At 74.4% G+C, this 26,083-nt stretch carries 16 protein-coding genes; 13 read left to right on the top strand and 3 right to left on the bottom strand.

Translation table 11 applies throughout. The features are described from left to right. The first annotated feature begins 54 nt into the window (after nucleotides 1–54). Together ACFV1W_RS02085 and moeZ are read left to right on the top strand one after the other, a co-directional pair. Entirely contained in the window at nucleotides 55–1,044 is a 990-nt protein-coding gene (locus tag ACFV1W_RS02085) for an NAD-dependent epimerase/dehydratase family protein (protein ID WP_380412130.1), read from the top strand. A 229-nt stretch (nucleotides 1,045–1,273) separates the two neighbouring features. After that, nucleotides 1,274–2,452, top strand: a complete 1,179-nt coding sequence (gene moeZ, locus ACFV1W_RS02080; protein ID WP_380412127.1) for an adenylyltransferase/sulfurtransferase MoeZ — start codon at nucleotides 1,274–1,276, stop codon at nucleotides 2,450–2,452. 76 nt (nucleotides 2,453–2,528) lie between these two features. Here moeZ and ACFV1W_RS02075 read toward each other — a convergent pair whose 3' ends face one another. Continuing rightward, a complete protein-coding gene (locus ACFV1W_RS02075) occupies nucleotides 2,529–5,246 on the bottom strand; it encodes a flippase-like domain-containing protein (RefSeq protein WP_380412124.1) in 2,718 nt (905 codons plus the stop codon). Nucleotides 5,247–5,380: 134 nt separating this feature from the next. Between ACFV1W_RS02075 and ACFV1W_RS02070 the strand changes: the two genes are divergently transcribed. The 4 genes from ACFV1W_RS02070 (at nucleotide 5,381) to ACFV1W_RS02055 (ending at nucleotide 13,880) form a co-directional block, all read left to right on the top strand. Continuing rightward, a complete protein-coding gene (locus ACFV1W_RS02070; RefSeq protein ID WP_380412121.1) occupies nucleotides 5,381–5,758 on the top strand; it encodes an MGMT family protein in 378 nt (125 codons plus the stop codon). Between the two features lie 84 nt (nucleotides 5,759–5,842). Then, nucleotides 5,843–9,184 carry an ATP-dependent helicase gene (locus tag ACFV1W_RS02065; RefSeq protein ID WP_380412118.1) on the top strand — a complete coding sequence of 1,114 codons (3,342 nt, stop codon included), beginning with the start codon at nucleotides 5,843–5,845 and terminating at the stop codon, nucleotides 9,182–9,184. An 86-nt stretch (nucleotides 9,185–9,270) separates the two neighbouring features. Continuing rightward, nucleotides 9,271–12,501 carry a UvrD-helicase domain-containing protein gene (locus tag ACFV1W_RS02060; protein WP_380412115.1) on the top strand — a complete coding sequence of 1,077 codons (3,231 nt, stop codon included), beginning with the start codon at nucleotides 9,271–9,273 and terminating at the stop codon, nucleotides 12,499–12,501. Between the two features lie 194 nt (nucleotides 12,502–12,695). Next, nucleotides 12,696–13,880, top strand: coding sequence for a PP2C family protein-serine/threonine phosphatase (locus ACFV1W_RS02055; protein WP_380412112.1), 1,185 nt, complete (start codon nucleotides 12,696–12,698; stop codon nucleotides 13,878–13,880). A 13-nt stretch (nucleotides 13,881–13,893) separates the two neighbouring features. On the opposite strand, the gene ACFV1W_RS02050 is transcribed toward ACFV1W_RS02055, so the two are convergent. After that, nucleotides 13,894–14,865: an endonuclease/exonuclease/phosphatase family protein gene (locus tag ACFV1W_RS02050; protein WP_380412109.1), complete on the bottom strand. Its 972-nt coding sequence runs from the start codon at nucleotides 14,863–14,865 to the stop codon at nucleotides 13,894–13,896. A gap of 66 nt (nucleotides 14,866–14,931) precedes the next feature. On the opposite strand from ACFV1W_RS02050, the gene ACFV1W_RS02045 reads away from it, so the two are divergent. The 6 genes from ACFV1W_RS02045 (at nucleotide 14,932) to ACFV1W_RS02020 (ending at nucleotide 23,074) form a co-directional block, all read left to right on the top strand. Beyond that, nucleotides 14,932–15,564 (top strand): PadR family transcriptional regulator, encoded by a 633-nt coding sequence (locus ACFV1W_RS02045; RefSeq protein ID WP_380412106.1) that lies wholly within the window; start codon nucleotides 14,932–14,934, stop codon nucleotides 15,562–15,564. Nucleotides 15,565–15,641: 77 nt separating this feature from the next. Further along, the gene (locus ACFV1W_RS02040; RefSeq protein ID WP_380412103.1) at nucleotides 15,642–16,406 is read left to right on the top strand and encodes an ABC transporter ATP-binding protein; all 765 of its coding nucleotides are present in this window, start codon (nucleotides 15,642–15,644) and stop codon (nucleotides 16,404–16,406) included. Next, nucleotides 16,403–19,264, top strand: a complete 2,862-nt coding sequence (locus ACFV1W_RS02035) for an FtsX-like permease family protein (protein WP_380412100.1) — start codon at nucleotides 16,403–16,405, stop codon at nucleotides 19,262–19,264. Before ACFV1W_RS02040 ends, ACFV1W_RS02035 begins: the two co-directional genes overlap by 4 nt. 213 nt (nucleotides 19,265–19,477) lie before the next feature. Then, nucleotides 19,478–20,881, top strand: coding sequence for a dipeptidase (locus ACFV1W_RS02030; RefSeq protein WP_380412098.1), 1,404 nt, complete (start codon nucleotides 19,478–19,480; stop codon nucleotides 20,879–20,881). A 125-nt stretch (nucleotides 20,882–21,006) separates the two neighbouring features. Next, nucleotides 21,007–21,948: an NAD(+) diphosphatase gene (nudC, locus tag ACFV1W_RS02025; RefSeq protein ID WP_380412095.1), complete on the top strand. Its 942-nt coding sequence runs from the start codon at nucleotides 21,007–21,009 to the stop codon at nucleotides 21,946–21,948. 286 nt (nucleotides 21,949–22,234) lie between these two features. Beyond that, nucleotides 22,235–23,074 carry a GntR family transcriptional regulator gene (locus ACFV1W_RS02020; RefSeq protein ID WP_380412092.1) on the top strand — a complete coding sequence of 280 codons (840 nt, stop codon included), beginning with the start codon at nucleotides 22,235–22,237 and terminating at the stop codon, nucleotides 23,072–23,074. A 35-nt stretch (nucleotides 23,075–23,109) separates the two neighbouring features. Here ACFV1W_RS02020 and ACFV1W_RS02015 read toward each other — a convergent pair whose 3' ends face one another. Continuing rightward, a complete protein-coding gene (locus ACFV1W_RS02015; protein ID WP_380412089.1) occupies nucleotides 23,110–23,367 on the bottom strand; it encodes a mycoredoxin in 258 nt (85 codons plus the stop codon). A gap of 177 nt (nucleotides 23,368–23,544) precedes the next feature. Here ACFV1W_RS02015 and ACFV1W_RS02010 point away from each other — a divergent pair, with 177 nt between their 5' ends. Continuing rightward, nucleotides 23,545–25,812: an ATP-dependent DNA helicase UvrD2 gene (locus ACFV1W_RS02010; RefSeq protein ID WP_380412086.1), complete on the top strand. Its 2,268-nt coding sequence runs from the start codon at nucleotides 23,545–23,547 to the stop codon at nucleotides 25,810–25,812. Nucleotides 25,813–26,083: the final 271 nt, after the last annotated feature.

Here is a 26,083-nt window from a genome sequence, read left to right as displayed (position 1 = left end):
GTTTTTCAGTCCGCCAGGTCGTCCGCGACCTCGCTTCGTGGAAGGACGCCCCCGATGAGGGTGCTGCTGCTGGGCGCCGACGGCTTCATCGGCCGCCGGGTGACCGATCGTCTGCTGATGGACCAGGAGTTGCAGGTGACGGTGCTCGGCCGGCGCGACTCGGCCGACATCCGCTTCGACCTGACCACCGGGAGTCCGGGCGCGCTGGCCCGCTTCCTGGACGCGGTCGCGCCGCAGGTGGTGATCAACTGCGCGGGCGCCACGTACGGCAGCTCGCGGACCCTGATCCGGTCGAACACGCTGGCCGTCGCGACGGTCTGCGAGGCGATCCGGCGCAGCCGCGAGCCGGCCCGGCTGGTGCACGTCGGCTCGGCCGCCGAGTACGGGCCGGTGCCCGGCGGGGTGCCGGTGTCCGAGCAGGCCGAGCCGCGGCCGGTCGGCCCGTACGGGGTGTCCAAGCTGGCCGGGACGGAACTGGTGCTGGCCTCCGGGCTGGACGCGGCGGTGCTGCGGGTGTTCGACGTGGTGGGCCCGGGGGCGCCGACGGCCTCGCTGTTCGGGCGGCTCGCGGAGGGCCTGCGGCGGGCGCTGGAGCGGGACGAGAACCAGGTGCGGATGCCGGACCTGTCCGGATACCGGGATTTCGTGGACGTGCGGGACGTCGCGCGGGCGATCCAGGCGGCGGCGGTCTCGGCTGCCACGGGGGTGATCAACGTGGGCAGCGGGCACGCCGTGCGGGCCCGGGACGCGGCCCAGCTGCTGGTCCGGGCGTCGGGCTTCGAGGGGGCGATCGTGGAGGAGAACCGGCAGGTCCTGCTGCCCGCGCAGGTCGGCGGGCAGGGTGGCGACCACCTGCCGGGCCACCACCTGCCGGGCCACCGGGCGGAGGAGCGGCGGCCGGAGGGCCGGCCCGCGCCGGGCGAGCCGGTGCCCTGGCGGCAGGCGGACGTGCGCACCGCCCGGGACCGTCTCGGCTGGCGGACACAGGTGCCGCTGGAGGAGTCGCTCGGGGACGTCTGGCTGGAGACGGCCTGCCGGGTCTGAGTCGGTCCGGCGGCCTCCCGGGCCCGTGATTCCGGGCCCGGGGCGCCCTGAGCGGCCCGGTGGCCGGTTCCACGATCCGGCGCGGCCCGTCTCGCCCATCGGACGGGCTGTCTCGGAATACCGGAGGGACGTGACACTGTTGGCCTAGAGAGCCACCCGCGTGGCGGAGCAGCAACCCCGTCCGAGGCTGGCCCTTGGCCACCTGAACAAGACACCCATCGGAGTCCCCGTGTCGTTGCCACCCCTGGTCGAGCCGGCCGACGAGCTCACCGTTGACGAGGTCCGCAGGTACTCCCGCCACCTGATCATCCCGGAGGTCGGGATGGCCGGGCAGAAGCGGCTGAAGAACGCCAAGGTGCTGTGCGTCGGCGCCGGTGGCTTGGGCTCGCCCGCGCTGCTGTACCTGGCCGCCGCCGGTGTCGGCACGCTGGGCATCGTCGAGTTCGACGTGGTCGACGAGTCGAACCTGCAGCGGCAGGTCATCCACGGCCAGTCGGACGTCGGCCGCTCCAAGGCGGAGTCGGCCCGCGACTCGGTCAAGGAGATCAACCCCTACGTCGACGTGGTGCTGCACGAGGAGCGCCTCGACAACTCCAACGTGATGGAGATCTTCTCCGGCTACGACCTGATCGTGGACGGCACCGACAACTTCGCCACCCGCTACCTGGTGAACGACGCTGCGGTGCTGCTCGGCAAGCCGTACGTGTGGGGCTCGATCTACCGCTTCGACGGCCAGGCCAGCGTGTTCTGGGCCGAGCACGGCCCCTGCTACCGCTGCCTCTACCCGGAGGCCCCGCCGCCGGGCATGGTCCCGTCCTGCGCCGAGGGCGGCGTGCTGGGCGTGCTGTGCGCGTCCATCGGCTCGATCCAGGTGAACGAGGCGATCAAGCTGCTGGCCGGCATCGGCGACCCGCTGGTCGGCCGGCTGATGATCTACGACGCCCTGGAGATGAACTACCGCCAGGTGAAGGTCCGCAAGGACCCGAACTGCGCGGTCTGCGGCGAGAACCCGACGGTCACCGAGCTGATCGACTACGAGGCCTTCTGCGGCGTCGTCTCGGAGGAGGCGCAGGCCGCCGCCGCCGGTTCGACCGTCACCTCGCAGCAGCTCAAGCAGTGGCAGGACGACGAGGAGGACATCTACCTCATCGACGTCCGCGAGCCGGGCGAGTACGAGATCGTCAACATCCCCGGCGCGGTGCTGATCCCGAAGAACGAGTTCCTCATGGGCGACGCCCTGGAGAAGCTGCCGCAGGACAAGAAGATCGTGCTGCACTGCAAGTCGGGCGTGCGCTCGGCCGAGGTGCTGGCCGTGGTCAAGGCCGCGGGCTTCGCCAACGCCGTCCACCTGGGCGGCGGCGTGCTCGGCTGGGTGAACCAGATCGAGCCGCACAAGCCGGTCTACTAGGCGGCCGGTACGCGAAGGAGGGCCCCACCGCTCGGCGGTGGGGCCCTCCTCCGTTCGTTCCGTACGACTGCGTGGCTCAGAGCGCGTGCTTGCGCTGCAGCACGTTGTAGGCGATCCAGCCCGGAAGCACCGGCAGCCAGAAGGTCAGCGCCCGGTAGAGGAAGACCGCCGGGGTGGCGACCGCGGGGGAGACGTCCGCGACGGTCAGCGCGCCGATCAGGGCGACCTCGACCGGGCCGATGCCACCCGGGGTGGGGATCGCAGAGCCGGCCGCGTTGGCGGTCAGGAAGACCACCGCGACGGCCGAGAAGCTGACGTTGCCGCCGAAGGCCTGCACCGAGAAGTCCAGGCAGGCGGTGAAGGAGAGGGTCAGCAGCAGGATGCCGCCGAAGCCGGTGACCAGCTTGCTGGGCGTCTGCATCAGGTCGAGCATGCGCGGCACCACGCCGAAGAACAGCGAGCGCAGCCGGCCCAGGACGAAGCGGCGCAGCGGCGCGACCGCGGCCACCACCAGGGCGAGCACCGCGGCGGTCAGCACCCCGATGATCACCGCCCGGGAGGCGGAGAGGTCGCCGTTGGTCTGGCTGCCGGTGATCAGGCCGAAGCTGAACAGCAGCAGCAGGTGCCCGGCCAGGCCCGCCAGCTGGGAGGCGCCGACCGAGGCGACCGCCTGGCCGGGGCGGATGCCGGCCTTCTGCAGGTAGCGGGTGTTGAGCGCGATGCCGCCGATCGCGGCGGGGGCGACCAGCTTCACGAAGGAGCCGGCCAGCTGGGCCGCGACGGTGCGCCGGAAAGGCAGCCGCTCGGGGACGAAACCGGTCAGGCTCATCGCGGCGGCGACGTAGCTGAACGCGGCCGCCAGCAGGGCCGCCGCCGCCCAGGCCCAGTTCATCTGGGAGAGCTTGAGCTGGGCGGGCTTGATGGTGGTCAGCGCCAGGTAGGCGGCGAAGGTGAGCGCGATCACCATGATCAGGCTCTTCGGCTTCAGCCGCTCCAGCTTGGCCGGCTCCATCGGCGCCTCGGGGGCGATCTGCAGGATCTGGCCGCGGATGCGGCTGAGCAGGTCCTCGCCGGCCGCCGCGATGTCCTCCTCGGCCTGCTGCTGGGTGCGCTCGCCGGCCGCGACCTGCTCCAGGGCCTTGGCCCGGGCGGCCGCCTTGCGCTCCTTGGTGAGCTTGGCGAGGTCGATCCGGGTCGAGCGGCTCATCCCGACCGGCTGGAGCAGCGGCAGCGCCTGGGCGACCCGGTCCGCGCCGAGCACCGCGTTGGCGGTGGCGACGGCCTGCTCGGGGCCGATCCGCAGCGCGAAGGTGGTCAGCAGCTGGGCGACGTCGATGCGCAGCGTCAGGTCGGTGGCGGCGATGTCGCCGCCGGAGAGGTTGACCAGGCAGGCCGACTTGTCGTCCACCACGAGCAGCGACTCGCCGGTCAGCCGGCGGTGGGCGATCCGGCGCTCGTGCAGGGCCGCCACCGAGCGCCACAGCGAGGCCATCACCAGGTCGGTGACCTCCTCGTCGGCGAGCTCGTCGAGGGTCCGGCCCTCGACGTTCTCGTACACCAGGATCGCGGCGTCCGGGCCCAGTTCGGAGGTGGCCACCAGCTGCGGCGCGCGCGCGCCCGAGGCGGCCGCCGCGTACGCGATCAGGGCCTCCTGCTCCAGTGCCTGGCGCAGCGACTGGGGGCTGCGGCGCACCGCGACCGAGCGCAGCCGCAGCCGCCGCCAGGCCCGGTAGAAGAAGCCGGAGGCCTGCTGCTCGCGGTCGATGATGTGGACGTCCAGCGGCGGGCCGTCCTGCTGGGTGACGTAGTAGCGCCGGGTGCCGCCGGGGGCGTCCGGGGCGCGGTGGGCGCTGTCCGGGGTGAAGCCGACCTTGCGCAGGCCGATCATCAGGTGCTGGCCGGTGGGCCGGATGTTGGGGGAGCCGATCGCGTACAGGGTGCCGTACGCGACGGACCAGCCGATCAGCACCGTGAGCATCAGCGACAGCGGGGTGGTGTAGCCGCCGAGCAGCTCGGTGACCCCGCTGAAGATCACCACCACCCACAGGGCCACCCGCCAGCGCGGTCTGCTCGTCATGCCGACGGCGGTCATGTAGGCGATCACCGGGGCGAGGTAGCCGTGCACCGGGTCGGTGAGGGTGCTGTTGCTGTCCAGCGGCAGCCGGGTCAGCGCGTCCCGGATGTGCATGGAGGCGCCCTCGGCCACCCACCAGTCGATGCCCAGCGAGACGCCGTACGCGAGCACCGAGGCGAGCACGCCGTCGGCGACCCGCAGGCCGTCGCGTTTGATCAGCCGCTCGACCGCGAAGGCCAGCGGCACGGCGAGCACCGCGACGCTGGAGACCAGGCCGGTGATGGTGGACAGCACTGCCGAGAAGTGCGGCGCGTTGGTGGCGATGTCCTGCTCGATGCCGGTGGTCGTCGAGGTGGCGATGCCGGCCAGGACGAAGACGGCGACTATCCCGAGGACCCCGGCCAGGAAGCGGATCAGATCGGACGGGCGGTGCGCGCGGGCGGCGAGCAGCGGCTCGTCGACGTCCAGGTGCGGGGCGTCGTCCAGCGGCTCGTGGTACTCGGTCCGCGGGGCGGGCGGCGCCGCGGCGGGTGGCCGCGGCTGCGACTCGGGGGCCTTCTCGGGCGTGGGGGTCTTGATCGTCAGGTCCTTGATCAGGGAGACTTCCGGCGTCGGCCCCTCGTCGGGCCGCCCTTCGGACTCGTCACCGGGAGCCGGGGGCACGGCGGAGCCGGACTCGTCGGAGTCCCTGTCCACGCCCACGTCAGCCGTCCCGGTCATCTGGTCTTGTCCTCGTATCACCACTCACCGCCCCGAAGATGGTGGCATGCCCCGACCCCCCGTGCTGGACAGGGGCCGGATCGGGCGCGGCGGGTCGTTCGTACGGGGCCTCGCACGCGCCCCTGTAAGGAAGAATGCCGCAGGTGACGGACGTAACAGACGACGGCGTCCCGGGCGCCCTACCACCGTTCGCCGAACTGGTGCTCGACCTGACCGAGCGGATTCCACCCGGCAGGGTGATGACCTACGGCGACGTCGCCGAGTACCTCGGCCAGGGCGGCCCCCGGCAGGTCGGGCGGGTGATGGCCCTGTACGGCGGCTCGGTGCCCTGGTGGCGGGTGGTCCGCGCCGACGGCCGCTTCCTGCCCGGGCACGAACACCGCGCCCTCGCCCACTACAGCGAGGAGGGCACCCCGCTGCGCGAACTCGCCGATCCGCCCCGGGTCGACCTGAGGCGGGCCCGCTGGGACGGCGAGGAGATTTCACCGAACCCCGCGCACGGACGGGATTGACGGGGCAGGATCGTAGGCTCGATGCGGGCGGGCCCCGACGGGCCCGCCCGGCCATGCCCCTCCGCCCCACCCAGGACCTTGTTCGTGAGTTCCCCCTTCCGGCTCGTGCGCAGCCCGCTCGTCCAGCCCGACCCGCCCGAGCTGGACGCCTACCAGCGCGCCGTGGTCGAGCACACCGGCGGCCCGCTGCTCGTCCTCGCCGGACCGGGCACGGGCAAGACCACCACCCTCGTCGAGGCGGTCGCCCGGCGCATCCAGGACGGCACCGACCCCGAGCGGATCCTCGTCCTCACCTTCAGCCGCAAGGCCGCCGTGGAACTGCGCGACCGGATGTCCGGCCGGCTCGGCAGCTCCGCCGCCGCTCCGCAGGCCACCACCTTCCACTCCTTCTGCTACGCCCTGCTGCGCGCCCACCAGGAGCCGGAGGACTACGCCGAACCGCTGCGGCTGCTCTCGGGCCCCGAACAGGACGTCATGGTCCGCGAACTGCTGGCCGGCGGTGCCGAGGACGCCAGGCACACGGAGTCGGCCAGCGGCTCCGCCGCGGGCCCCCGCATCAAGTGGCCGCTCGACCTGCGCGCCTGCCTGACCACCCGCGGCTTCGCCGACGAGGTCCGCGCCGTCCTCGCCCGCAGCCGCGAACTCGGCCTCGGCGAGGCCGAACTCGAACGCTTCGCCCAGGGCGTCCAGCGCCCCGACTGGGCCGCCGCCGCGCACTTCCTCGCCGACTACCTCGACGTGCTCGACCTGCGCGGCGTCCTCGACTACGCCGAACTCGTCCACCGCGCCGTCCTGCTCGCCGAACGCCCCGAGGTCGGCGAACGGCTCCGCGAGCGCTACCAGGTCGTCTTCGTCGACGAGTACCAGGACACCGACCCCTCCCAGGTCCGGCTGCTGCGCCAGCTCGCCGGCGGCGGACGCGACCTGGTCGCCGTCGGCGACCCCGACCAGTCGATCTACGCCTTCCGCGGCGCCGACATCAACGGCATCCTCGACTTCCCCCAGGCCTTCCGGCAGGCCGACGGCAGCCCCGCCGACGTCAAGGTGCTGCGGGTCTCCCGCCGCTCCGGCGCCGTCCTGCTCGCCGCCTCCCGCGAAATCGCCCGCCGGATGCCGATGGGCCGGCTGCCCGCCGACAAACTCGCCCAGCACCGCGCCCTGCTGCCCTCCCGCGAGGGCGGCCGGGTCGAGGTCTACACCTACCCCACCCCCGGCGCCGAACTCGACTCGATCGCCGACCTGCTGCGCCGCGCCCACCTGGAGGACGGCGTGCCCTGGGGCGAGATGGCCGTCCTCGTCCGGGCCGGCGCGCGCTCCATCCCCGGCGTGCGCCGGGCCCTCGGCGCGGCCGGCGTCCCGCTGGAGATCGACGGCGACGACCTGCCGCTGCGCGAGGAGCCAGCCGTCGCCCAGCTGCTGCTCGCCCTGCGGGTCTGCGCCGAGCAGGCCGCCCGTGACAAGCAGGGCGACCCGGACGCCCCCGACCCGCTCACCACCGACCTGGCCCACACCCTGCTGACCGGCCCGCTCGGCGGCCTCGACGGCTCCGACCTGCGCCGCCTCGGCCGCGCGCTGCGCGAGGAGGAACGCGCCGCCCTGCGTGCCGAAGACCGCCCCGCCGCCGCCCCGCGCCCGGCCGGCGAGCTGATCCGCGAGGCACTCGCCGAACCCGAACGCCTGATCGCCCTCGACCCGGCGACCGCCCGCCGCGCCCGCGACCTCGGCACCCTGCTGCGCAAGGTCCGCGAACTGCTGGCCGGCGGCTGCACCGCCGAGGAGGCCCTCTGGGAACTGTGGGACGGCAGCCGCCGCTGGCGCGAACGCCTGGAGCGGGCCGCCCTGCGCGGCGGCGCCGCCGGCCGCAACGCCGACCGGGACCTGGACGCGCTGTGCGCCCTGTTCGAGACCGCCGCCCGCGCCGAGGAGCAGGTCACCGGCCACCGAAGCGCCCTCGACCTGCTCGCCGAACTCGAAGCCCAGGACATCGCCGCCGACACCCTCACCGTCCGCACCGTCCGCCCCGAGGCGGTACGGCTGATGACCGCCCACCGCTCCAAGGGCCTGGAATGGCGCCTGGTCGTCGTCGCCGGCGTCCAGGACGGCCTCTGGCCCGACCTGCGCCGCCGCGGCTCCCTGCTGGAGGCCGACCGGATCGGCCGCGACGGCCTCGCCGAACCGCTCTCCCCGGCCGCCCTGCTGGGCGAGGAACGCCGCCTCTTCTACGTCGCCGCCACCCGCGCCAGGGAACGGCTGATCGTCACCGCCGTCAAGGCCCCCGCCGACGACGGCGACGAACCGTCCCGCTTCCTGCGCGAGCTCTACCGCGAGGACGTCGACCCGCGCACCGGCAAGGTCGTGCGCCGCACCCCGCCGGTCACCGTCGAGGACGTCACCCACCGCCCGCGCCGACCCCTGTCCGTGGCCGCCCTGGTCGCCGAACTGCGCGCCGTCACCGTCGACCCCGCCCGCTCGCCCGAACTGCGCCGGGCCGCCGCCGAACGCCTCGCCGTCCTCGCCTCCGCCACCGACGAGGACGGCCTGCCGCTGGTGCCCGCCGCCCATCCCGACCGCTGGTGGGGCCTGGACGACCCCACCGCCGCCCCCGAGCCGCTGCGCAGCGCCGACGCGCCCGTACGGCTGTCCGGCAGCGGCCTGGAACAGCTGGAGAACTGCTCGCTGCAGTGGTTCCTCGACAAGGAGGTCGGGGCCCGCGGCGTCGGCACCGCCGCCCAGGGCTTCGGCAACGTGGTGCACGCCCTCGCGGACGAGGTCGGCTCCGGCCGCACCCCCGCCGACCTCGCCGTCCTCATGGCCCGCCTGGACACCGTCTGGGACGCCCTCGCCTTCGACGCCCCGTGGAAGTCCCACCAGGAGAAGACCGAGGCCCGCGCCGCCCTGGAGCGCTTCCTCAACTGGCACGTCCTCGAACGCGGCCGCGACGTCGTCGCCACCGAGCACGGCTTCGACGTCACCCTCGACGTCGGCGGCGTCTCGGTGCGCATCCGCGGCTCCATGGACCGGGTCGAGAAGGACCACGCCGGACGCGCGTACGTCGTCGACTTCAAGACCGGCAAGCAGATCCCCACCGACAGGTCGCTGCCCGAGCACAAGCAGCTCGCCGTCTACCAGCTCGCCGTCCGGGCCGGCGCCCTCAACGAGCTGCCCGGCTTCACCGAACGCCCGCCGGCCACCGGCGGCGCCGAACTCGTCCACCTGCGCGAGGCCGCCGCCAGGACCGCCCCGGACGCCCCCAAGGTGCAGCGGCAGGAGCCGCCGGAGGGCGAACCGTGGATCGAGGACCTGCTCGCCCAGGCCGCCGGCAAGGTCCTCGCCGAACGCTTCGTCCCGCAGACCGGCGGCGGCTGCGACCGCTGCGCCTTCCGCCGCAGCTGCTCCGCCCAGCGCGACGGGGCACAGCTGCTGTGACCCACCCGTCCGCCCCGGGGCGGGGGTAGCCAGGGTCACGGCGGCCGGGCGCCCGGAGTGTCCGCCCCGCCCGTTACCGTTGCGGGGTGACCGCCGTGCTCAGCCATCCCGACCAGCTCAAGGAGCTGCTGGGCATCCCGTTCAACCGGGAGCAGATGGCGGCCATCGGCGCCCCCCTCGCCCCCGCCGTGATCGTGGCCGGCGCAGGCTCCGGCAAGACCACCGTGATGGCCGCCCGGGTCGTCTGGCTGGTCGGCTCCGGCGCCGTACGCCCCGAGGAGGTGCTCGGGCTCACCTTCACCAACAAGGCCGCCGGCGAACTCGCCGAACGCGTCCGCACCGCCCTGCTGCGCGCCGGCGTCGCCGACCGGGACCACACCGAACCGCTCGGCGAACCGGAGATCTCCACCTACCACGCCTTCGCCGGCCGCCTGCTCAAGGAGCACGGCCTGCGCATCGGCATAGAGCCGGACGTGCGGCTGCTCGCCGACGCCACCCGCTTCCAGCTCGCCGCCAAGGTGCTGCGCACCGCCCGCGGCCCCTTCCCCGCCCTCACCGGCACCTTCGCCAACCTCGTCGCCGACCTGACCGCCCTGGACGGCGAACTCGCCGAGCACCTGGTCGAGCCCGCAGCGCTGCGCGCCCACGACGAGGAACTGCTCGACACCCTCGCCACCGTCAAGCTGAGCAACGACGACCTGCGGGCCGTCCCCGTCACCGCCCGCGCCCGGCTGGAACTGCTGCGCCTGGTCGAGGAGTACCGCCGCCGCAAGCAGGCCGCCGGACTGATGGACTTCGGCGACCAGATAGCCGCCGCCGCCCGCCTCGCCCAGCAGCGCCCCGAGGTCGGCGCCCTGCTGCGCGGCCAGTTCAGGGTCGTCCTGCTCGACGAGTACCAGGACACCTCCGTCGCCCAGCGGCTCATGCTCGCCGGCCTCTTCGGCGCCTCCCGGGACGGCGGTGGTGCCACCGGCCACCCGGTGACCGCCGTCGGCGACCCCTGCCAGGCCATCTACGGATGGCGCGGTGCCTCCGTCGCCAACCTCGACGACTTCCCCCGGCACTTCCCGCAGGCCGACGGCCGCCCCGCCGACCGCTACGCGCTCAGCGAGAACCGCCGCAGCGGCGGACGCCTGCTCGCCTTCGCCAACGAACTCGCCGCACCGCTGCGGGCCGCGCACGAGGGCGTCGAGGCGCTGCGCCCGGCCCCCGGCGCCGAACAGGACGGCTACGTGCGGGCCGCGCTGCTGCCGACCCACGCCGAGGAGGTCGACTGGCTCGCCGACTCGATCGCCCACCTGGTGCGCACCGGCACCGCGCCCGGCCGGATCGCCGTGCTGTGCCGGGGCGGCGCGGCCTTCCCGGACATCCACGCCGCGCTGGTCGCCCGCGAGGTGCCGGTCGAGGTGGTGGGCCTCGGCGGGCTGCTGCAACTGCCCGAGGTGGCTGACCTGGTAGCGGTCTGCGAGGTGCTGCAGGACCCGACCGCCAACGCCGCCCTGGTGCGCCTGCTGATCGGCCCGCGCTGGCGGATCGGCCCGCGCGACCTCGCCCTGCTCGGCCGCCGGGCCGCCGAACTGGTGCGCACCGAGCGCCCCGAGGGCGTGGAGGCGCTGGCCGCGGCCGTCGCCGAGGCCGACCCGACCGAGGTGGTGTCGCTCGCCGACGCGGTGGAGACCTTCCTGACCTCCTCGACCGGTGAGCAGGGGGACCGGAGCGACGACCTGCCGTTCTCCGCCGAGGCCAGGGTGCGCTTCGCCCGGCTCGCCGCCGAACTGCGCGAACTGCGCCGCTCGCTCGCCGACCCGCTGATGGACGTGCTGCACCGGGTGCTGACCGTCACCGGCCTGGAGGTCGAGCTCGCCGCCTCCCCGCAGGCGCTGGCGGCCCGGCGCAGGGAGACCCTGCACGCCTTCCTGGACGTCGCCGCCTCCTTCGCCGACCTGGACGGCGACCCGGGCCTGGCCGCCTTCCTCGGCTTCCTGCGCGCCGCCCAGGAGTACGAGCGCGGCCTGGACAGCAGCCTGCCCGGCGGCGAGGACACCGTGAAGGTGCTCACCGCGCACAAGTCCAAGGGCCTGGAGTGGGACGTGGTGGCCGTCCCCGGCCTGGTGAAGGGCGTGTTCCCGTCCGGCACCGCGCGCGAGCGCTGGACCAGCACCAAGCGGGTGCTCCCGCACGCCCTGCGTGGCGACGCCGCCACCCTGCCCGACGTGCGCGGCGGCTGGACGAGCAAGTCGATGGCCGCCTTCAAGAAGGAGCTGGCCGAGCACTCCGGCACCGAGGAACTGCGCCTGGGCTACGTCGCGTTCACCCGCCCCCGCTCCCTGCTGCTGGCCTCCGGGCACTGGTGGGGGCCGAACCAGAAGACCGTCCGCGGCCCGTCCGTCTTCCTGGAGCAGCTGCGCGCGCACTGCGAGCGGCCCGGCGCCGGCGAGGTCGAGCACTGGGCCGAGCAGCCGGAGAAGGGGGCGGTGAACCCGGCGCTCGCCACCGCCGTCGAACGCCCCTGGCCGCTGCCGCTGGACCCGGCCGCCCAGCACGCCCGCCGCCGGGTCGCCGAGGTGGTGCGCGCCCGGGTGGCCGGGGCGCCGGCCCCCGAACCGGAGCCGATGGCGGCCGAGGACCAGCGCCAGGTCGCCTCCTGGGACCGCGATCTGACCGCGCTGCTGGGCGAGTTGGAGCGCTCCCGGCGCACCGCCCGGGAGGTGCCGCTGCCGCCCGCGCTGTCCGCCACCCAACTGCTGCGGCTGGCCGCCGACCCCGACGGCTTCGCCCGCGACCTGGCCCGCCCGATGCCGCGCCCCCCGCAGCCCGCCGCCCGGCGCGGCACCCGCTTCCACGCCTGGGTGCAGTCCCGGATCGAGCCGCTGCTGCTGATCGAGCCCGGTGCGCTGCCCGGCGCCGACGACGACGGCATCGAGGACGAGCAGGACCTGGAGCGGCTCAAGGAGGCGTTCCTGCGCACCCCGTACGCCCAGCGCAGGCCCCACCGGGTGGAGGCGCCGTTCCAACTGGTGCTCGCGGGACGGGTGGTGCGCGGCCGGATCGACGCGGTCTACCGGGACGGTGACGGGGTGACGGAATCCGGCGGTGTGTCACGCTACGAAGTGGTGGACTGGAAGACCCATCGCGAGGAGACCGCCGACCCGCTGCAGCTCGCGGTCTACCGGCTCGCCTGGGCCGAGCAGGCGGGCGTCGATCCCGAGCAGGTCACGGCTTCGTTCCTGTACGTCCGCAGCGGACGGATCGTGCGCCCGGAAGGACTTCCCGACCGAAAAGAGTTGGAACGGCTCCTGATCGGGAACAGTGACTAATGAGTCACGCAGAGCATCCAAGTCATCGCGCCGACGCCCGAAACCTGTGCGTCGTGCACGTTTCGTGCCTATTGTGGGGTCGGTAACCGGTCAACCCCCGTGCTCCGGCCGCCAGCGAGGCCCGCATTCCCTGACCCTCAGTCATCACCGCAGGTGCCCCCGGGCATCGGCGCCATCAGCTGGAGAGACCGAAGTTGAGCGCGACCGGATGGATCAGAGAGCGGTTCACCGGGCCGACCCCGGGACCCGCACCGGGCGCGACCGGCACCTGGCCGAGGACGGCGCTCGCGCTGCCGTTCCTCGGCATGGTGCTGATCGTCGTCCTCGACCACCTCAGCGGCACCGAGGTGACGGTCGAACCCGCCCTCACCGCCGTACCCGCGCTGGCCGCCGTGGTCAGCCGCCGCACCTGGTACCCGCTCGCCATCGGCCTGTGCACCGAGGCGGCGGCGTTCCTGATGGCCTTCCGCAGCGACGCGCTCGGCGAGTCCGTGCACGCCGCCAGCGTCATCGCGATCCTGCTGGTCGCCACGATCGGCTGGGTCAGCGCCACCCTGAGACTGCGCCAGGAGCGCGCCCTGGCCGACGCCCAGCTGGTCGCCTCGATCGCCCGCCGGGTGCTGCTGCGGCCCGTTCCCGAACGGGTCGGCAGCGTGCGCGCCGCCGTCCACTACGAGGCCGCCGCCGCCCACGCCCGCATCGGCGGCGACCTGTACGAGGTCGTCAGCACCCGGCACGGCGTCCGGGCCGTGGTCGGCGACGTGCGCGGCAAGGGCCTCGGCGCGGTCGAGACCGCCGCCGCCGTCCTCGGCGCCTTCCGCGAGGCCGCCCACCAGGAACCCGCCCTCGACCGGGTCGCCGGCTGGCTGGCCGTCAGCCTCGACCGCGCCCTGCACGAGAACGACCACCCCGGCGTGGAGGAGGAGTTCGTCACCCTCGTCCTGATCGGGGTGCGGCCCGACGGCACCGCCGAACTCGTCAACTGCGGCCACCCCTCACCGCTGCTGCTGCGCGCCGGACTGGTCCGCCCGCTCGAACTCGCCGAGACCGTACCTCCGCTGGGCGTCCTCGATCCGGCCGACGTCCACCCCCCGGTGCACCGGGTCCCGCTGCACGGCGACGACCGGGTGCTGCTGTTCACCGACGGGGTGATCGAGGCCCGCGACCGCTCCGGCGCCTTCTACCCGCTCGCCGAACGCTTCCCGCACTGCGCCGACGGCCGCCCCGGCGACGTCCTCCAGCGCCTGCACGAGGACGTGGTGCGCCACGTCGGCCGCCAGCTCGGCGACGACGCGGCCATGCTGCTCCTGCAGTACGACCCCGCGCCGCCCGCCATCGCCCACCTGCCGCAGCAGGCGGGCGTCCTGTCCAACCGCTAGGACGCCGGCAGTTCTACAGCGAGACCCGCACCAGCAGCGGCCGGTGGTCCGACACCGTGGCGCGCGGCGCCGCCGCCGGACCCACCGCCGCGCGCGGCACCCCCACCGCCAGCACGTGGTCGAACTGCACCGCCGGCCGGTGCGAGGGGTAGGTCGGCGTGCGCGCCAGGTCGTACCAGCCGTGCAGCCGCGCCCGCGGCTCGCGCACCCGCCGCCGGCGCGGCTCCACCACCGTCGGCCGGGCCGGCCGGGCCGCCCGCAGTTCCCGCACCCGCACCCGCGGAGCCGTGCGCTCCAGCGCCGTCGCCCCGCCGAGCACCGTGCGCGGGACGGCGCCGACCAGGTTGAAGTCCCCCAGCACCAGGTGCGGCTGCGGCAGGTCGGCGATCCAGCGCCGGATCCCGGCCAGCTGCGCCATGTTCCAGCCGGGCACGAAGGACAGGTGCGCGGCCACCACGGTGAACGGCCCGCGCCCGCCCTCCAGCACCGCCGCCAGCGCCGCCCGCGGTTCGTCCGGCACCGGTGTCAGCCCGCGCCGCCCGGCCACCCGCAGCGGCAGCCCGAACGGCGCCGGGGCGAAGCGCCGGGCCCGCCAGTGCCGCACCGGCAGCCGGGTCAGCAGCGCCGTCCCGTACGAGGGCGGGGCGCCGTCGCCGACCTCGCCCGGCCCGTACACCTGCAGGCCGTTCGGCCCGGACGGGTCCGGCACCCAGCCCGCCACCGGCGCCGGGCGCCCGTGCAGCGCGGCGGCGAAGCGCCAGTCGCCCGCACCCATCGCCCCGGCCGCCACCGCGGCCTGGTCGGCGCCGCCCGAGCGCGGCTGGTGCCGGTCCACCTCCTGCAGGGCCAGTACGTCGGCGTCCAGCGCGGCGATCGCCTCGGCCAGCGGGGCCCCCGCGTCGGCCGGGTAGGGCCGCGGCACGCCGTCCGGGGCGAGCGGCTGACCGTGCAACAGGTTGAAGGTGGCGATGCGCAACTGGCTCACACCGCACGACGGTACCCGAGGGGCGCGGCTTGAGGCCGTAGGGCATACCGGGTATACATACTGAGTATGTCCATCCGCCACGGCCTGCTCGCCCTGCTCGACCAGGGCCCCCGCTACGGCTACCAGCTGCGCACCGAGTTCGAGGCGCGCACCGGCGCCACCTGGCCGCTCAACGTCGGGCAGGTCTACACCACACTGTCCCGGCTGGAACGCGACGGCCTGGTCGAAGCCGCCGGGGAGGACGAGGAGGGCCACCAGTTCTACGCCGTCACCGACGCCGGCCGCGCCGAACTGCGGGCCTGGTTCGACACCCCGGTGCCCCGGACCAGCCCGCCCCGCGACGAACTGGCGATCAAGCTCGCCATGGCCGTGACCGTCCCCGGAGTGGACGTCTCCGCCGTCGTCCAGGGTCAGCGCCGGCACAGCATCAAAGCCCTGCAGGACTACACCCGGCTCAAGGGCCGCGCCCTCGCCGGCGAGACCAGACCCGGCACCGTGCCCTCCGAGAGCAACGACCTCGCCTGGCTGCTCGTCCTAGACCAGCTGATCTTCCAGACCGAGGCCGAGATCCGCTGGCTCGACCACTGCGAGACCCGGCTCGCCCAGCAGGCCGAACTCCAGCAGGCCCGTGCCGCCGAGGCCGCGCGCGACGGCGCCGCCAAGAAGCCCGGCCGACTCGGCCGCCGGACCCGCGCCTGAGACGGGCCCTCGGGCATCCGATCCACAGGGCCCGGCGCCCCGAGCGCCCGGCCCGCACCCAGTACAAGGGGGGAACCGTGTCCCACACCGACCAGTCCCGGCAGGCGCCGGTGCTGCACCTGGAGGACGTCACCCGCGTCCACGGCCAGGGCGCCGCCGAGGTCCAGGCCCTGCGCGGCGTCGACCTCAAGGTCCACCCCGGCGAGTTCGTCGCCGTCATGGGCCCCTCCGGCTCGGGCAAGTCAACCCTGCTCACCCTCGCCGGCGGCCTCGACACCCCGACCACCGGCCAGGTCCTGGTCGAAGGCGTCGCCCTCGGCGCCCTCACCCGCAAGAAGCTCGCCCAGGTCCGCCGCCGCTCCGTCGGCTACGTCTTCCAGGACTACAACCTGATACCGGCCCTCACCGCCGCCGAGAACATCTCACTGCCCCGCGAACTCGACGGCGTCTCCGCCCGCGCCGCCCGCCGCGAGGCCCTGGCCGCCCTGGAGGAGCTCGGCATCCCGGAACTCGCCGACCGCTTCCCCGACGACATGTCCGGCGGCCAGCAGCAGCGCGTCGCCATCGCCCGCGCGCTGATCGGCGACCGCCGCCTCGTCCTCGCGGACGAACCCACCGGCGCCCTCGACTCCACCACCGGCGAAGCCGTTCTGGCCGTCCTGCGCGCCCGCTGCGACGCCGGCGCCGCCGCCATGATGGTCACCCACGAAGCCCGTCACGCCGCCTGGGCCGACCGCGTCGTCTTCCTGCGCGACGGCCGCATGGTCGACGAGTCCGTCAGCCAGGACGCCGCCAGCCTCCTCGTCAGCGCCGCCGCCAACAGCCGGAAGGTGGACGAGTGAAGCCCGGAGCCTGGCGGCTCGCCCTGCGCATCGCCCGCCGCGACGCCCTGCGCGCCAAGGGCCGCAGCGCCCTGGTGATCGCCATGGTCGCGCTGCCCGTCCTCGGCGTCACCGGCGCCGACGTGTTCTTCCGCAGCGCCACCCTCGAACCCGCCGAACGCGTCACCCGGACCATGGGCCAGGCCGACGGCCGACTGGAGATGGTCGAACGCGGCGCCTCCGTCAAGCAGGCCCCCGACCCGGGCGACCACTCCTACATGGTCTTCGACCCCAAGTACGAGGCCAAGGACGGCGCCGCCCCCCAGTACACGCCCGAGCAGCAGCGCTCCCGCGACACCGAACCCACCCGCCTCGCCCAGCAGTTGCTGCCGCCCGGCAGCACCCTGCTGGCCGAATCGCCGGGCCCGGACACCGCCGCCAGCAGCACCGAGGGCCTGCTCACCACCCGCACCAGCGAAGCCGACCTGACCGACCCGGTCTGGCACGGCCGGCTCGACGTGGTCGAGGGCAGCGCCCCCGCCGACGACCGACAGGCCGCCGTCACCCGCGAGTTCCTCAAGCGCTCAGGCCTGCGGATCGGCGACCGCACCACCGTCCGCGGCCTGGAGTCCACCCCCTTCACCATCACCGCCGTCGTCGAGTACCCCGACGACCTCAAGGGCACCGAACTCATCACCCGCCCCGGCACCCTGATCGGGAAGCTCTCCGACGCCTCCGGCCGCGCCACCGCCACCGCCACCCGCTGGCTGGTCAAGCTCCCGGCCGGCGCCACCCTCGACTGGGCCAAGGTCACCGAACTCAACGGCTACGGCTTCGTCATGGCCTCCCGCAGCGTCGTCCTCCACCCGCCGGCCCGCGCCGACGTGCCCTACTACGTCGAGATGGACCGCGTCCGCGGCGAGAGCGGCACCGCCCTGCTCGACCGCACCTACGTCGTCATCCTCGCCACCGTGGTCGGCATGGCCCTCCTGGAGATCGTCCTCCTCGCGGGCCCCGCCTTCGCCGTCGGGGCCCGACGCTCACGGCGGCAGCTCGGCCTGCTCGCCGCCGCGGGCGGTGACCGCGCCAACGTCCGCGCGGTCGTCCTCGGCGGCGGCGTCGTCCTCGGCCTCACCGGCGCCGCCATCGGCCTCGGCCTCGGCATCGCCCTGGTCGCCCTGCTGCGCACCCGCGCCGAGGAGTACTCCGGCGCCCGCTTCGGCCACTTCAACCTCCAGCCGCTCGACCTGCTCGGCGTGCTCCTGGTCGGCCTCGTCACCGGACTGCTCGCCGCCGTCGTGCCCGCCGTCCAGGCCTCCCGCCAGGACGTCGTCTCCGCCCTCACCGGGCGCGACTCGCTCAAGCCGCCGAGCCGCAAACTCGCCCTGCTCGGTGTGCTGATGCTCGGCGCCGGCACCGCCCTCGCCCTGGTCGGCGCGACCAGCGGCTTCTCCAGCCGCACCCTCGCCGTCCTCGGCGGCTCGCTCATCGCCGAACTCGGCATGGTCGCCCTCACCCCGTACCTGGTCGGCTTGTTCGGCAAGCTCGGCCGCTGGCTCTCGCTCGGCCCCCGGCTCGCCCTGCGCGACTCCGTCCGCCACCGCGGCCGCACCGCGCCCGCAGTCGCCGCCGTGATGGCCGCCGTCGCCGGCTCCGTCGCCGTCAACGTCTACCTCGCCAGCTACGACGACCAGTACCGCCGCGAGTACGTCGCCGCCGGCCCGCCCGGCGCCGTCATCCTCAGCGCCGGCTACGGCACCAGCACCGAGACCAAGCTGCTGCCGCAGATGCGCGACACCGTCGAACGCAGCATCTCCGCCCTCGGCCCGCGCGCCGACGTCTCCCACGTCGACTACAAGGGCGACTGCCAGGACGGCAGCTCCTGCGGCTACGTCCAGGTCATGCCGCCCAAGGAACGGCGCTGCCCGGTCTTCGACCGCGACACCGACACCCCGGTCGACCCCGGCGAGACCAAGCGAGTGATGAGCACCGACCCGCGCTGCCAGGTCCACGAACGCCGCGGCAGCCAGTACGGCGACCTCACGGCCGGCGACGCCACCCTGCTGCGCAACCTGTACGGCGTCACCGACCCGGCCGCGGGCCAGGCCCTCGCCGCCGGGAAGGCCGTGGTCTTCGACCCGCGCTACTTCAAGGACGGCAAGGTCGTCCTGCGGTTCAGCGAGCCGGCCACCACGGGCGCCGGCGGTGCCCCCGGCAAGCCCAGGACCGTCGAGACCACCGTCGACGCCGCCCTCGCCCCCTCCGCGATGCCGGCCCCCGGCCAGATCGTGATGACCCCGGACACCGCCACCCGGCTCGGCTTCACCACCACGCCGGCCGGCTCGGTCTGGCTCCCCGGGACCGCCCCCTCCGACGGAGAGCAGCAGAAGGCCGACGGCGCCCTCGCCAAGCTGATCGACCGCACCGTCCTCAGCGTCGAACGCGGCTACCAGTCCAAGGCCGGACTCGTCGGCCTCGGCCTGGCCGGCTTCGCCGGACTCGTCGCCCTCGGCGCGGCCGGCATCGCCACCGGACTGGCCGCCGCCGACTCCCAGCGCGACCTGACGACCCTCGCCGCGGTCGGCGCGGAACCGCGCATCCGCCGCTCGCTGTCCGGCTTCCAGTGCGGCGTCATCGCCGCCATGGGCACCCTGCTCGGCGCCGTCTGCGGCCTCCTGCCGGCCGTCGCCCTGCGCAAGGTCCAGGGCCTCGCGGCCGACTACCCCGGCATCAGCCCCGAGGAACTCGCCGACAAGTCGTCCGTGGTCCTGCCCTGGCCCACCATCGCCGCGACCGTCGTGGTGCTGCCGCTGCTCGCGGCGGCCCTGGCGGCGCTGCTCACGCGGTCGCGGATCTCGCTGCTGCGCCGCACCGGCTGAGTGCGGCGGCCGCTCCCCGGCGACGCCGGTCACTCCGGTCACCCCGGTCACCCTCGCCCGCGCGGTCGCCGCGGCGGGGGTGACGGCGGTTGCCGGGGGTGCGGGCGGCGGGGGTGGCGGAGGTTCGGGGGTGACGGAGGTTACAGCCCCTACGGCGTCCGGCACCCGGAGGGCCGGGGCGGGCACCCGCACGGGCGAACTACAGTCGTCGGTATGACGAGAACCCCGGACAGCGCCGTCCGCTCCTTCATCGACCAGCACCAGGCCGCCTTCCTCGCCGACCTCTCCGAGTGGCTGGCCATCCCCTCGGTCTCCGCCGACCCCGAGCGGGCCGGCGACGTGCGCCGCTCCGCCGAGTGGCTGGCCGCCAAGCTGGGCGAGACCGGCTTCCCGGTCGCCGAGGTGTGGGAGACCGACGGGCTGCCCGCGGTGTTCGCCGAGTGGCCGTCCGGGGACCCGTCCGCCCCGACCGTCCTGGTCTACGGGCACCACGACGTGCAGCCCGCCGCCAAGGAGGACGGCTGGGACACCGAGCCCTTCACCCCGACCGTGGTCGGCGAGCGGCTGTACGCGCGCGGCGCGGCCGACGACAAGGGCCAGGTCTTCTTCCACACCCTCGGCGTGCGCGCCCACCTGGCCGCCACCGGCCGCACCGCGCCGGCCGTCAACCTCAAGCTGCTGATCGAGGGCGAGGAGGAGTCCGGCTCGCCGCACTTCGCCGACCTGGTGCGGCGCGAGGCCGGGCGGCTGGCCGCCGACGTGGTGGTCATCTCCGACACCGGCATGTGGTCCGAGACCACCCCGACCGTGTGCACCGGCATGCGCGGTCTCGCGGACGCCCAGCTCGACCTGTACGGGCCGGACACCGACATCCACTCCGGCTCCTTCGGCGGCGCCGTCCCCAACCCGGCCCAGGTCGCGGCCGAACTGGCCGCCGCCCTGCACGACGAGGACCGCCGGGTCGCGATCCCGGGCTTCTACGACGGGATCGTGGAGCTGACCGAGCGCGAGCGCGAGCTCTTCGCCGAACTGCCCTTCGACGAGGCGCAGTGGCTGCGCGTCGCCAAGTCGTACGGCACCCGCGGCGAGGCCGGCTACTCCACCCTGGAGCGGGTCTGGGCCCGGCCGACCGCCGAGGTCAACGGCATCTGGGGCGGCTACACCGGCCCCGGCGGCAAGACCATCGTGCCGTCCTCGGCCCACCTCAAGCTGTCCTTCCGGCTGGTCGCCGGGCAGGAGGTGGAGAAGGTCCGCGAGGCCGTCCGGGCCTGGGTCGCCGAGCAGGTGCCCGAGGGCATCCGGTACGAGCTGGTCTTCCCGGGCGCGACCCGGCCCTGTCTGACCCCGCTGGACCACCCGGCGCTGCAGTCCACCGTCCGTGCGATGGGCCGCGCCTTCGGGCAGAAGATCCTCTTCACCCGCGAGGGCGGCTCCGGCCCCGCCGCCGACCTGCAGGACGTGCTGGGCGCGCCGGTGCTGTTCCTCGGCATCTCGGTGCCCTCGGACGGCTGGCACTCGGTGAACGAGAAGGTCGAGCTCGACCTGCTGGCCAAGGGCGTCGAGACGGCCGCCTACCTGTGGGGCGACCTGGCCGAGAACTTCCGGCCCGGCGCGTGAACCCGCGGCTGAGGGCCCGTGTGCCGTGGGCCCGTGCGCCGCGGGTCCCTCCGCTCCGGGCCCTTCCGCGCACATCGCAGTCAGATCACTCATCCAAATGATTCACCACGTGGGGATGGAACGAAGTGAGCACCGTGCCTGAGACCGAGCGCCCGCAGGCCCTGGCCCTGGCCAGGGCGGGGGTGGACCGGGCCGCCGAGCACCGGTTCGACGAGCCCTGGCTGGCCGCCGCCTGGAGCCACCCCGCCACCCGGGTGCTGCCGATCGCCGGCGGCGAGGCCTTCGTCGTCGACACGGCGCAGGGCACCGAGCTCGTCCTGCTGCCCTCCTTCGAGGCGCCGCAGACCGGCGACCGCTACTTCCTCGGCACGGACGAGGACGGCGTCTCCTACTTCGCGCTGGCCGGCGAGAGCCTGCCCGGCCGGCTGGACGGCGACGCCCGCCCGGCCGGGCTGCGCGAGGTCGGCGCGCTGCTGTCCGACCGCGACGCCGGCCTGCTGGTGCACGCCGTCGCCCTGGAGCACTGGCACCGGCTGCACAGCTTCTGCTCGCGCTGCGGCCACCCGACCGAGAAGGCCGGCGCCGGGCACGTGCGGCGCTGCACCTCCTGCGCGGCCGAGCACTACCCGCGCACCGACCCGGCGGTGATCATGGTGATCACCGACGAGCAGGACCGCTGCCTGCTCGGCCGCCAGGCGCTGTGGCCGGAGGGCCGCTGGTCGACGCTGGCCGGTTTCGTCGAGCCGGGGGAGTCGATCGAGCAGGCGGTGGCCCGCGAGGTCCAGGAGGAGGCGGGGGTGCGGGTCGGCGAGGTCCGCTACGTCGCCAGCCAGCCCTGGCCGTTCCCGTCCAGCCTGATGCTCGGCTTCATGGGCAAGGCCCTGCCCGGCGGCACCGACATCACCGTGGACGGCGAGGAGCTGGCCGAGGCCCGCTGGTTCTCCCGGGAGGAGCTGCGCGCCGGGATGGAGGCGGGCGAGATCCTGCCGCCCTCCGGCATCTCGATCGCCCGCCACCTGGTCGAACTCTGGTACGGCGAGCGGCTGCCGTCGGCGGCGCGCTGGTAATCCCGCACGGATTCCCGGGCACCTGCGGGGGAGTGCCGCGCAGCTCCGGCGGGTTCCGGGCAGTTCCGCCCGGGCAGTTCCGCGTCCAGGGGGGCGCGCGGCTTATGCCACGCGCCCCCGCTTTTCTTTTCCCTCCCCTCCCGAATCCGCCACGACCGGCTGTTCGTGGCCGGACGGGCCAGTTCTGCTACCGCCGGGCACTTCGGGGCCCCCACCGTCGACCCGCGCGGACGACATTGCCGGAAACGGCTGAAACCGCGTCACCGCGCTCGCTACATTCACTCGGGTGACAATCCCCCGGGGCACCGCCCAATCCCCCAAATACCAGCGCCTCGCCGCCGACCTGCGCCGCCGGATCGCCGAAGGCGAGTTCACCCCCGACGCCGCCCTCCCGGTCGAGAGCGAACTGGAGCGCCAGTACGGCGTCGCCCGCAACACCGTCCGGCTCGCCGTCGACGTCCTCGTCAACGAAGGCCGCCTCGTCCGCCTCCAGGGCAAGGGCACCTACTTGCGCGAACACCCCGTCCTCGACCACCACGCCTACGGCCCCACCCTGCCCCCGGCGCCCCGTGACTGCCTCGCCACACCCTCCGCCGTCTACCTCGGCGAAGCCGACGAAGCCGGGCGCGAACTCGGCACCGACTTCGAGATGATGATCGTCCGGGCCCGCGTCGACATCGCCGAACGCCTCGGGCTGCGCCCCGGCGAGGCCATCGTCGTCCGCCGCCAGCTGCGCCTGCTCGACCGCGAGCCGTACTCCATCGAGGAGAGCCACTACCGGGCCGGCCTCGCCGCCGGCACCCCGCTGATGGAACCCGACCCCGTCGAGGGCGGGGACGAGACCGTCCTCGCCGCCCTCGGCCGCACCGAGATCGGTGCCGTCGACCACCTCGTCGCCCGGATGCCCGGCCCCGAGGAGGCCCAGTGGTTCCAGGGCGGCCCCGGCGTCCCGCTCATGGTCCAGACCCGGGTCACCTACGACCGGCGCGGCCCCGTCCGGGTCATCGAGACCCGCTACTCGGCCGACCGCAGCCGGCTCGTCTACGGCGTCGGCGACCTCGGCGCGCGCACCACCCTGCCCGCCCCCGCCGCCCCCGTCGACCCGGCCCGGGCCGACGCGCCGTAGGCGCGCCGACCCCGGCGGGCCGTCCCGGCGTCCGGTCAGGCGGCCAGGGCCTTCTTGACCTGGATCAGGCTCGGGTTCGTCATCACGACCTGCTCGCCGCCGCCCACCGGCTGGACCAGCACCGTCGGCACCGTCTGGTTGCCGTTGTTCACCGACTCCACGAAGGCCGCCGACTCCGGGTCCTCCTCGATGTTGATCTCGGTGTAGCCGATGCCTTCGCGGTCCAGCTGGCTCTTGAGTCGGTTGCAGTACCCACACCAGGTCGTGCTGTACATCGTCACGGTGCCGGACATCGAGGGGGCTCCTTCGAAAGAGGGGTTCGTACGGTCTCACAGCCGCAACGTCCACGGGGCGGCCGACATTCCGGCGCCCGTACCGAGGGAACGCGGAGCGCGGCGCGGAGGGATCATCCTGCGATCACACCGGGCCTGTGGACAACCCCGCCCCCGTTGTCCCAGCGGGCTGAGAGGATGGAACGCATGCAGGAAGACCTCTTGAGCGGCAGCCCGTACGACGGCCCCCACGGCTCCCCCTGGGCCGACCCCGGCGCCGCCACCGGCCCCGACGCCGTGCTCGCCGGGCTCGACCCCGAACAGCGCGCCGTCGCCACCGCCCTGCACGGCCCCGTCTGCGTCCTCGCCGGTGCCGGAACCGGCAAGACCCGCGCCATCACCCACCGCATCGCCTACGGCGTGCGCAGCGGCGTCTACCAGCCCGCGCAGGTCCTCGCCGTCACCTTCACCGCCCGAGCCGCCGGCGAGATGCGCGGCCGACTGCGCCAGCTCGGCGCCGACGGCGTCCAGGCCCGCACCTTCCACGCCGCCGCCCTGCGCCAGCTCCAGTACTTCTGGCCCCGCGCCGTCGGCGGCCCGGTGCCCCAGCTCCTCGAACGCAAGGTCCAGCTCGTCGCCGAAGCCGCCGGCCGCTGCGGACTGCGCGTCCAGCGCACCGAACTGCGTGACCTCACCGCCGAGATCGAATGGGCGAAGGTCACCCAGACCGCCCCCGAGGACTATCCCGCCGCCGTGGCCAAGTCCGGCCGCGAAGCCCCCCGCGACCCCGCCGAGACCGCCCAGGTCTACCGCGTCTACGAGGAGACCAAGAGCCGCCGCGGCAACATCGACTTCGAGGACGTCCTGCTCCTCACCGCCGCCATCCTGGAGGACCGCCCCGACATCGCCGAGCAGGTCCGCAACCAGTACCGGCACTTCACCGTCGACGAGTACCAGGACGTCTCCCCGCTCCAGCAGCGCCTGCTCGACCAGTGGACCGGCCCCGGCGGCGGCGCCAGTCTGTGCGTCGTCGGCGACGCCAGCCAGACCATCTACTCCTTCACCGGCGCGACCCCGGACTACCTGCTGAACTTCCGCAGCCGCCACCCCGAGGCCACCGTCGTCAAGCTCGTCCGCGACTACCGCTCCACCCCCCAGGTCGTCCACCTCGCCAACGGACTGCTCGCCCAGGCCCGCGGCGAGGCCGCCCGCCACCGCCTCGAACTCGTCTCCCAGCGCGAGGCCGGCCCCGACCCCGTCTACACCGAGTACGAGGACGAACCCACCGAGGCCGAGACCACCGCCCGCCGGATCAAGGACCTCCTCGCCACCGGCGTGCGCGCCAGCGAGATCGCCGTCCTGTTCCGCACCAACGGCCAGTCCGAGGTCTACGAACAGGCCCTCGCCGACCTCGGCGTCCCCTACCAGCTCAAGGGCGCCGAACGGTTCTTCGAACGGCCCGAGGTCCGCGACGCCGGTGTCCTGCTGCGCGGCGCCGCCCGCGCCGCGGCCGACCCGCTCACCGCCGGTGCCCCCGACCTCGCGGGCCAGGTCCGCGCCGTCCTCGCCAGCCGCGGCTTCACCCCCGAGCCGCCCGCCGGCTCCGGCGCCGTCCGCGACCGCTGGGAGTCCCTCGCCGCCCTCGTCCGCCTCGCCGAGGAGTTCGAGCGCACCCGCACCGCCGAGGGCCTCGGCACCGACCTCGCCGCCTACGTCGCCGAACTCGACGCCCGCGCCGCCGCCCAGCACGCCCCCGCCGTCGAAGGCGTCACCCTCGCCTCCCTGCACGCCGCGAAGGGCCTCGAATGGGACGCCGTCTTCCTCGTCGGCCTCACCGAGGGCACCCTGCCGATCATCTACGCCAAGACCGACGAACAGATCGAGGAGGAACGCCGGCTCCTCTACGTCGGCGTCACCCGCGCCCGCAAGCACCTCAGCCTCTCCTGGGCCCTCTCCCGCTCCCCGGGCGGCCGCGCCTCCCGCAAACCCAGCCGCTTCATGGACGGGCTGCGCCCCGGCTCCTCCGCCTCGGGCGCGCGCACCGGCGCGCGGGGCGGGCGGGGGAGCGTCGAGCCCGGTGAGCGCTCGGCCGCCCGGCGGGTCCGCGGCCCGGTCAAGTGCCGGGTCTGCGACAAGCCGCTCACCGACGCCGTCGAACGCAAGCTGCGCCGCTGCGAGGACTGCCCGTCCGCGATGGACGAGGCGCTGTACGAGCGGCTGCGCGAGTGGCGCGCCCGGCAGGCGAAGAAGCAGGGGGCCCCGGCGTACGTGGTGTTCACCGACGCGACCCTGATGGCGATCGCCGAGGACGTGCCCGCCGGCCGCCGGGAGCTGGCCCTCATCTCGGGGGTCGGCGCCATGAAGCTGGACAAGTACGGGGCCGCCGTGCTCTCGTTGTGTGCGGGGGAGGAGCCCGAGGAGGATCCGGACGGCGTCGAGGACGACGGTCCGGTCGATCCGGCGTGAGCCGGCACGGGCGCGGTCCAGGGGACTGCTCGGGGGACTTCGCAACCGCTGCGGAACGTTGCGCGGATCGTGCCGCGGACGGCGTCGCGTGAACTCGCGTGAAAAATAGTTTGCGCGGCATACCGGGAGCGCAATAGCCTGCCGGAGCGGTCAAGGGGACGCGGTCGCACGGGGTGACACCTGTGCCGATCCCCCTCGCCCACAGCTTTACCGAGACAGACATCCGAACATTCGAAGCCCGGGGAACCAGGCTCCGCGAGACGCCGAGAGG

Source organism: Kitasatospora sp. NPDC059648, from assembly GCF_042734825.1.
Classification (GTDB): Bacteria; Actinomycetota; Actinomycetes; order Streptomycetales; family Streptomycetaceae; genus Kitasatospora.
This window is presented reverse-complemented; position numbering and strand designations above follow the sequence as displayed.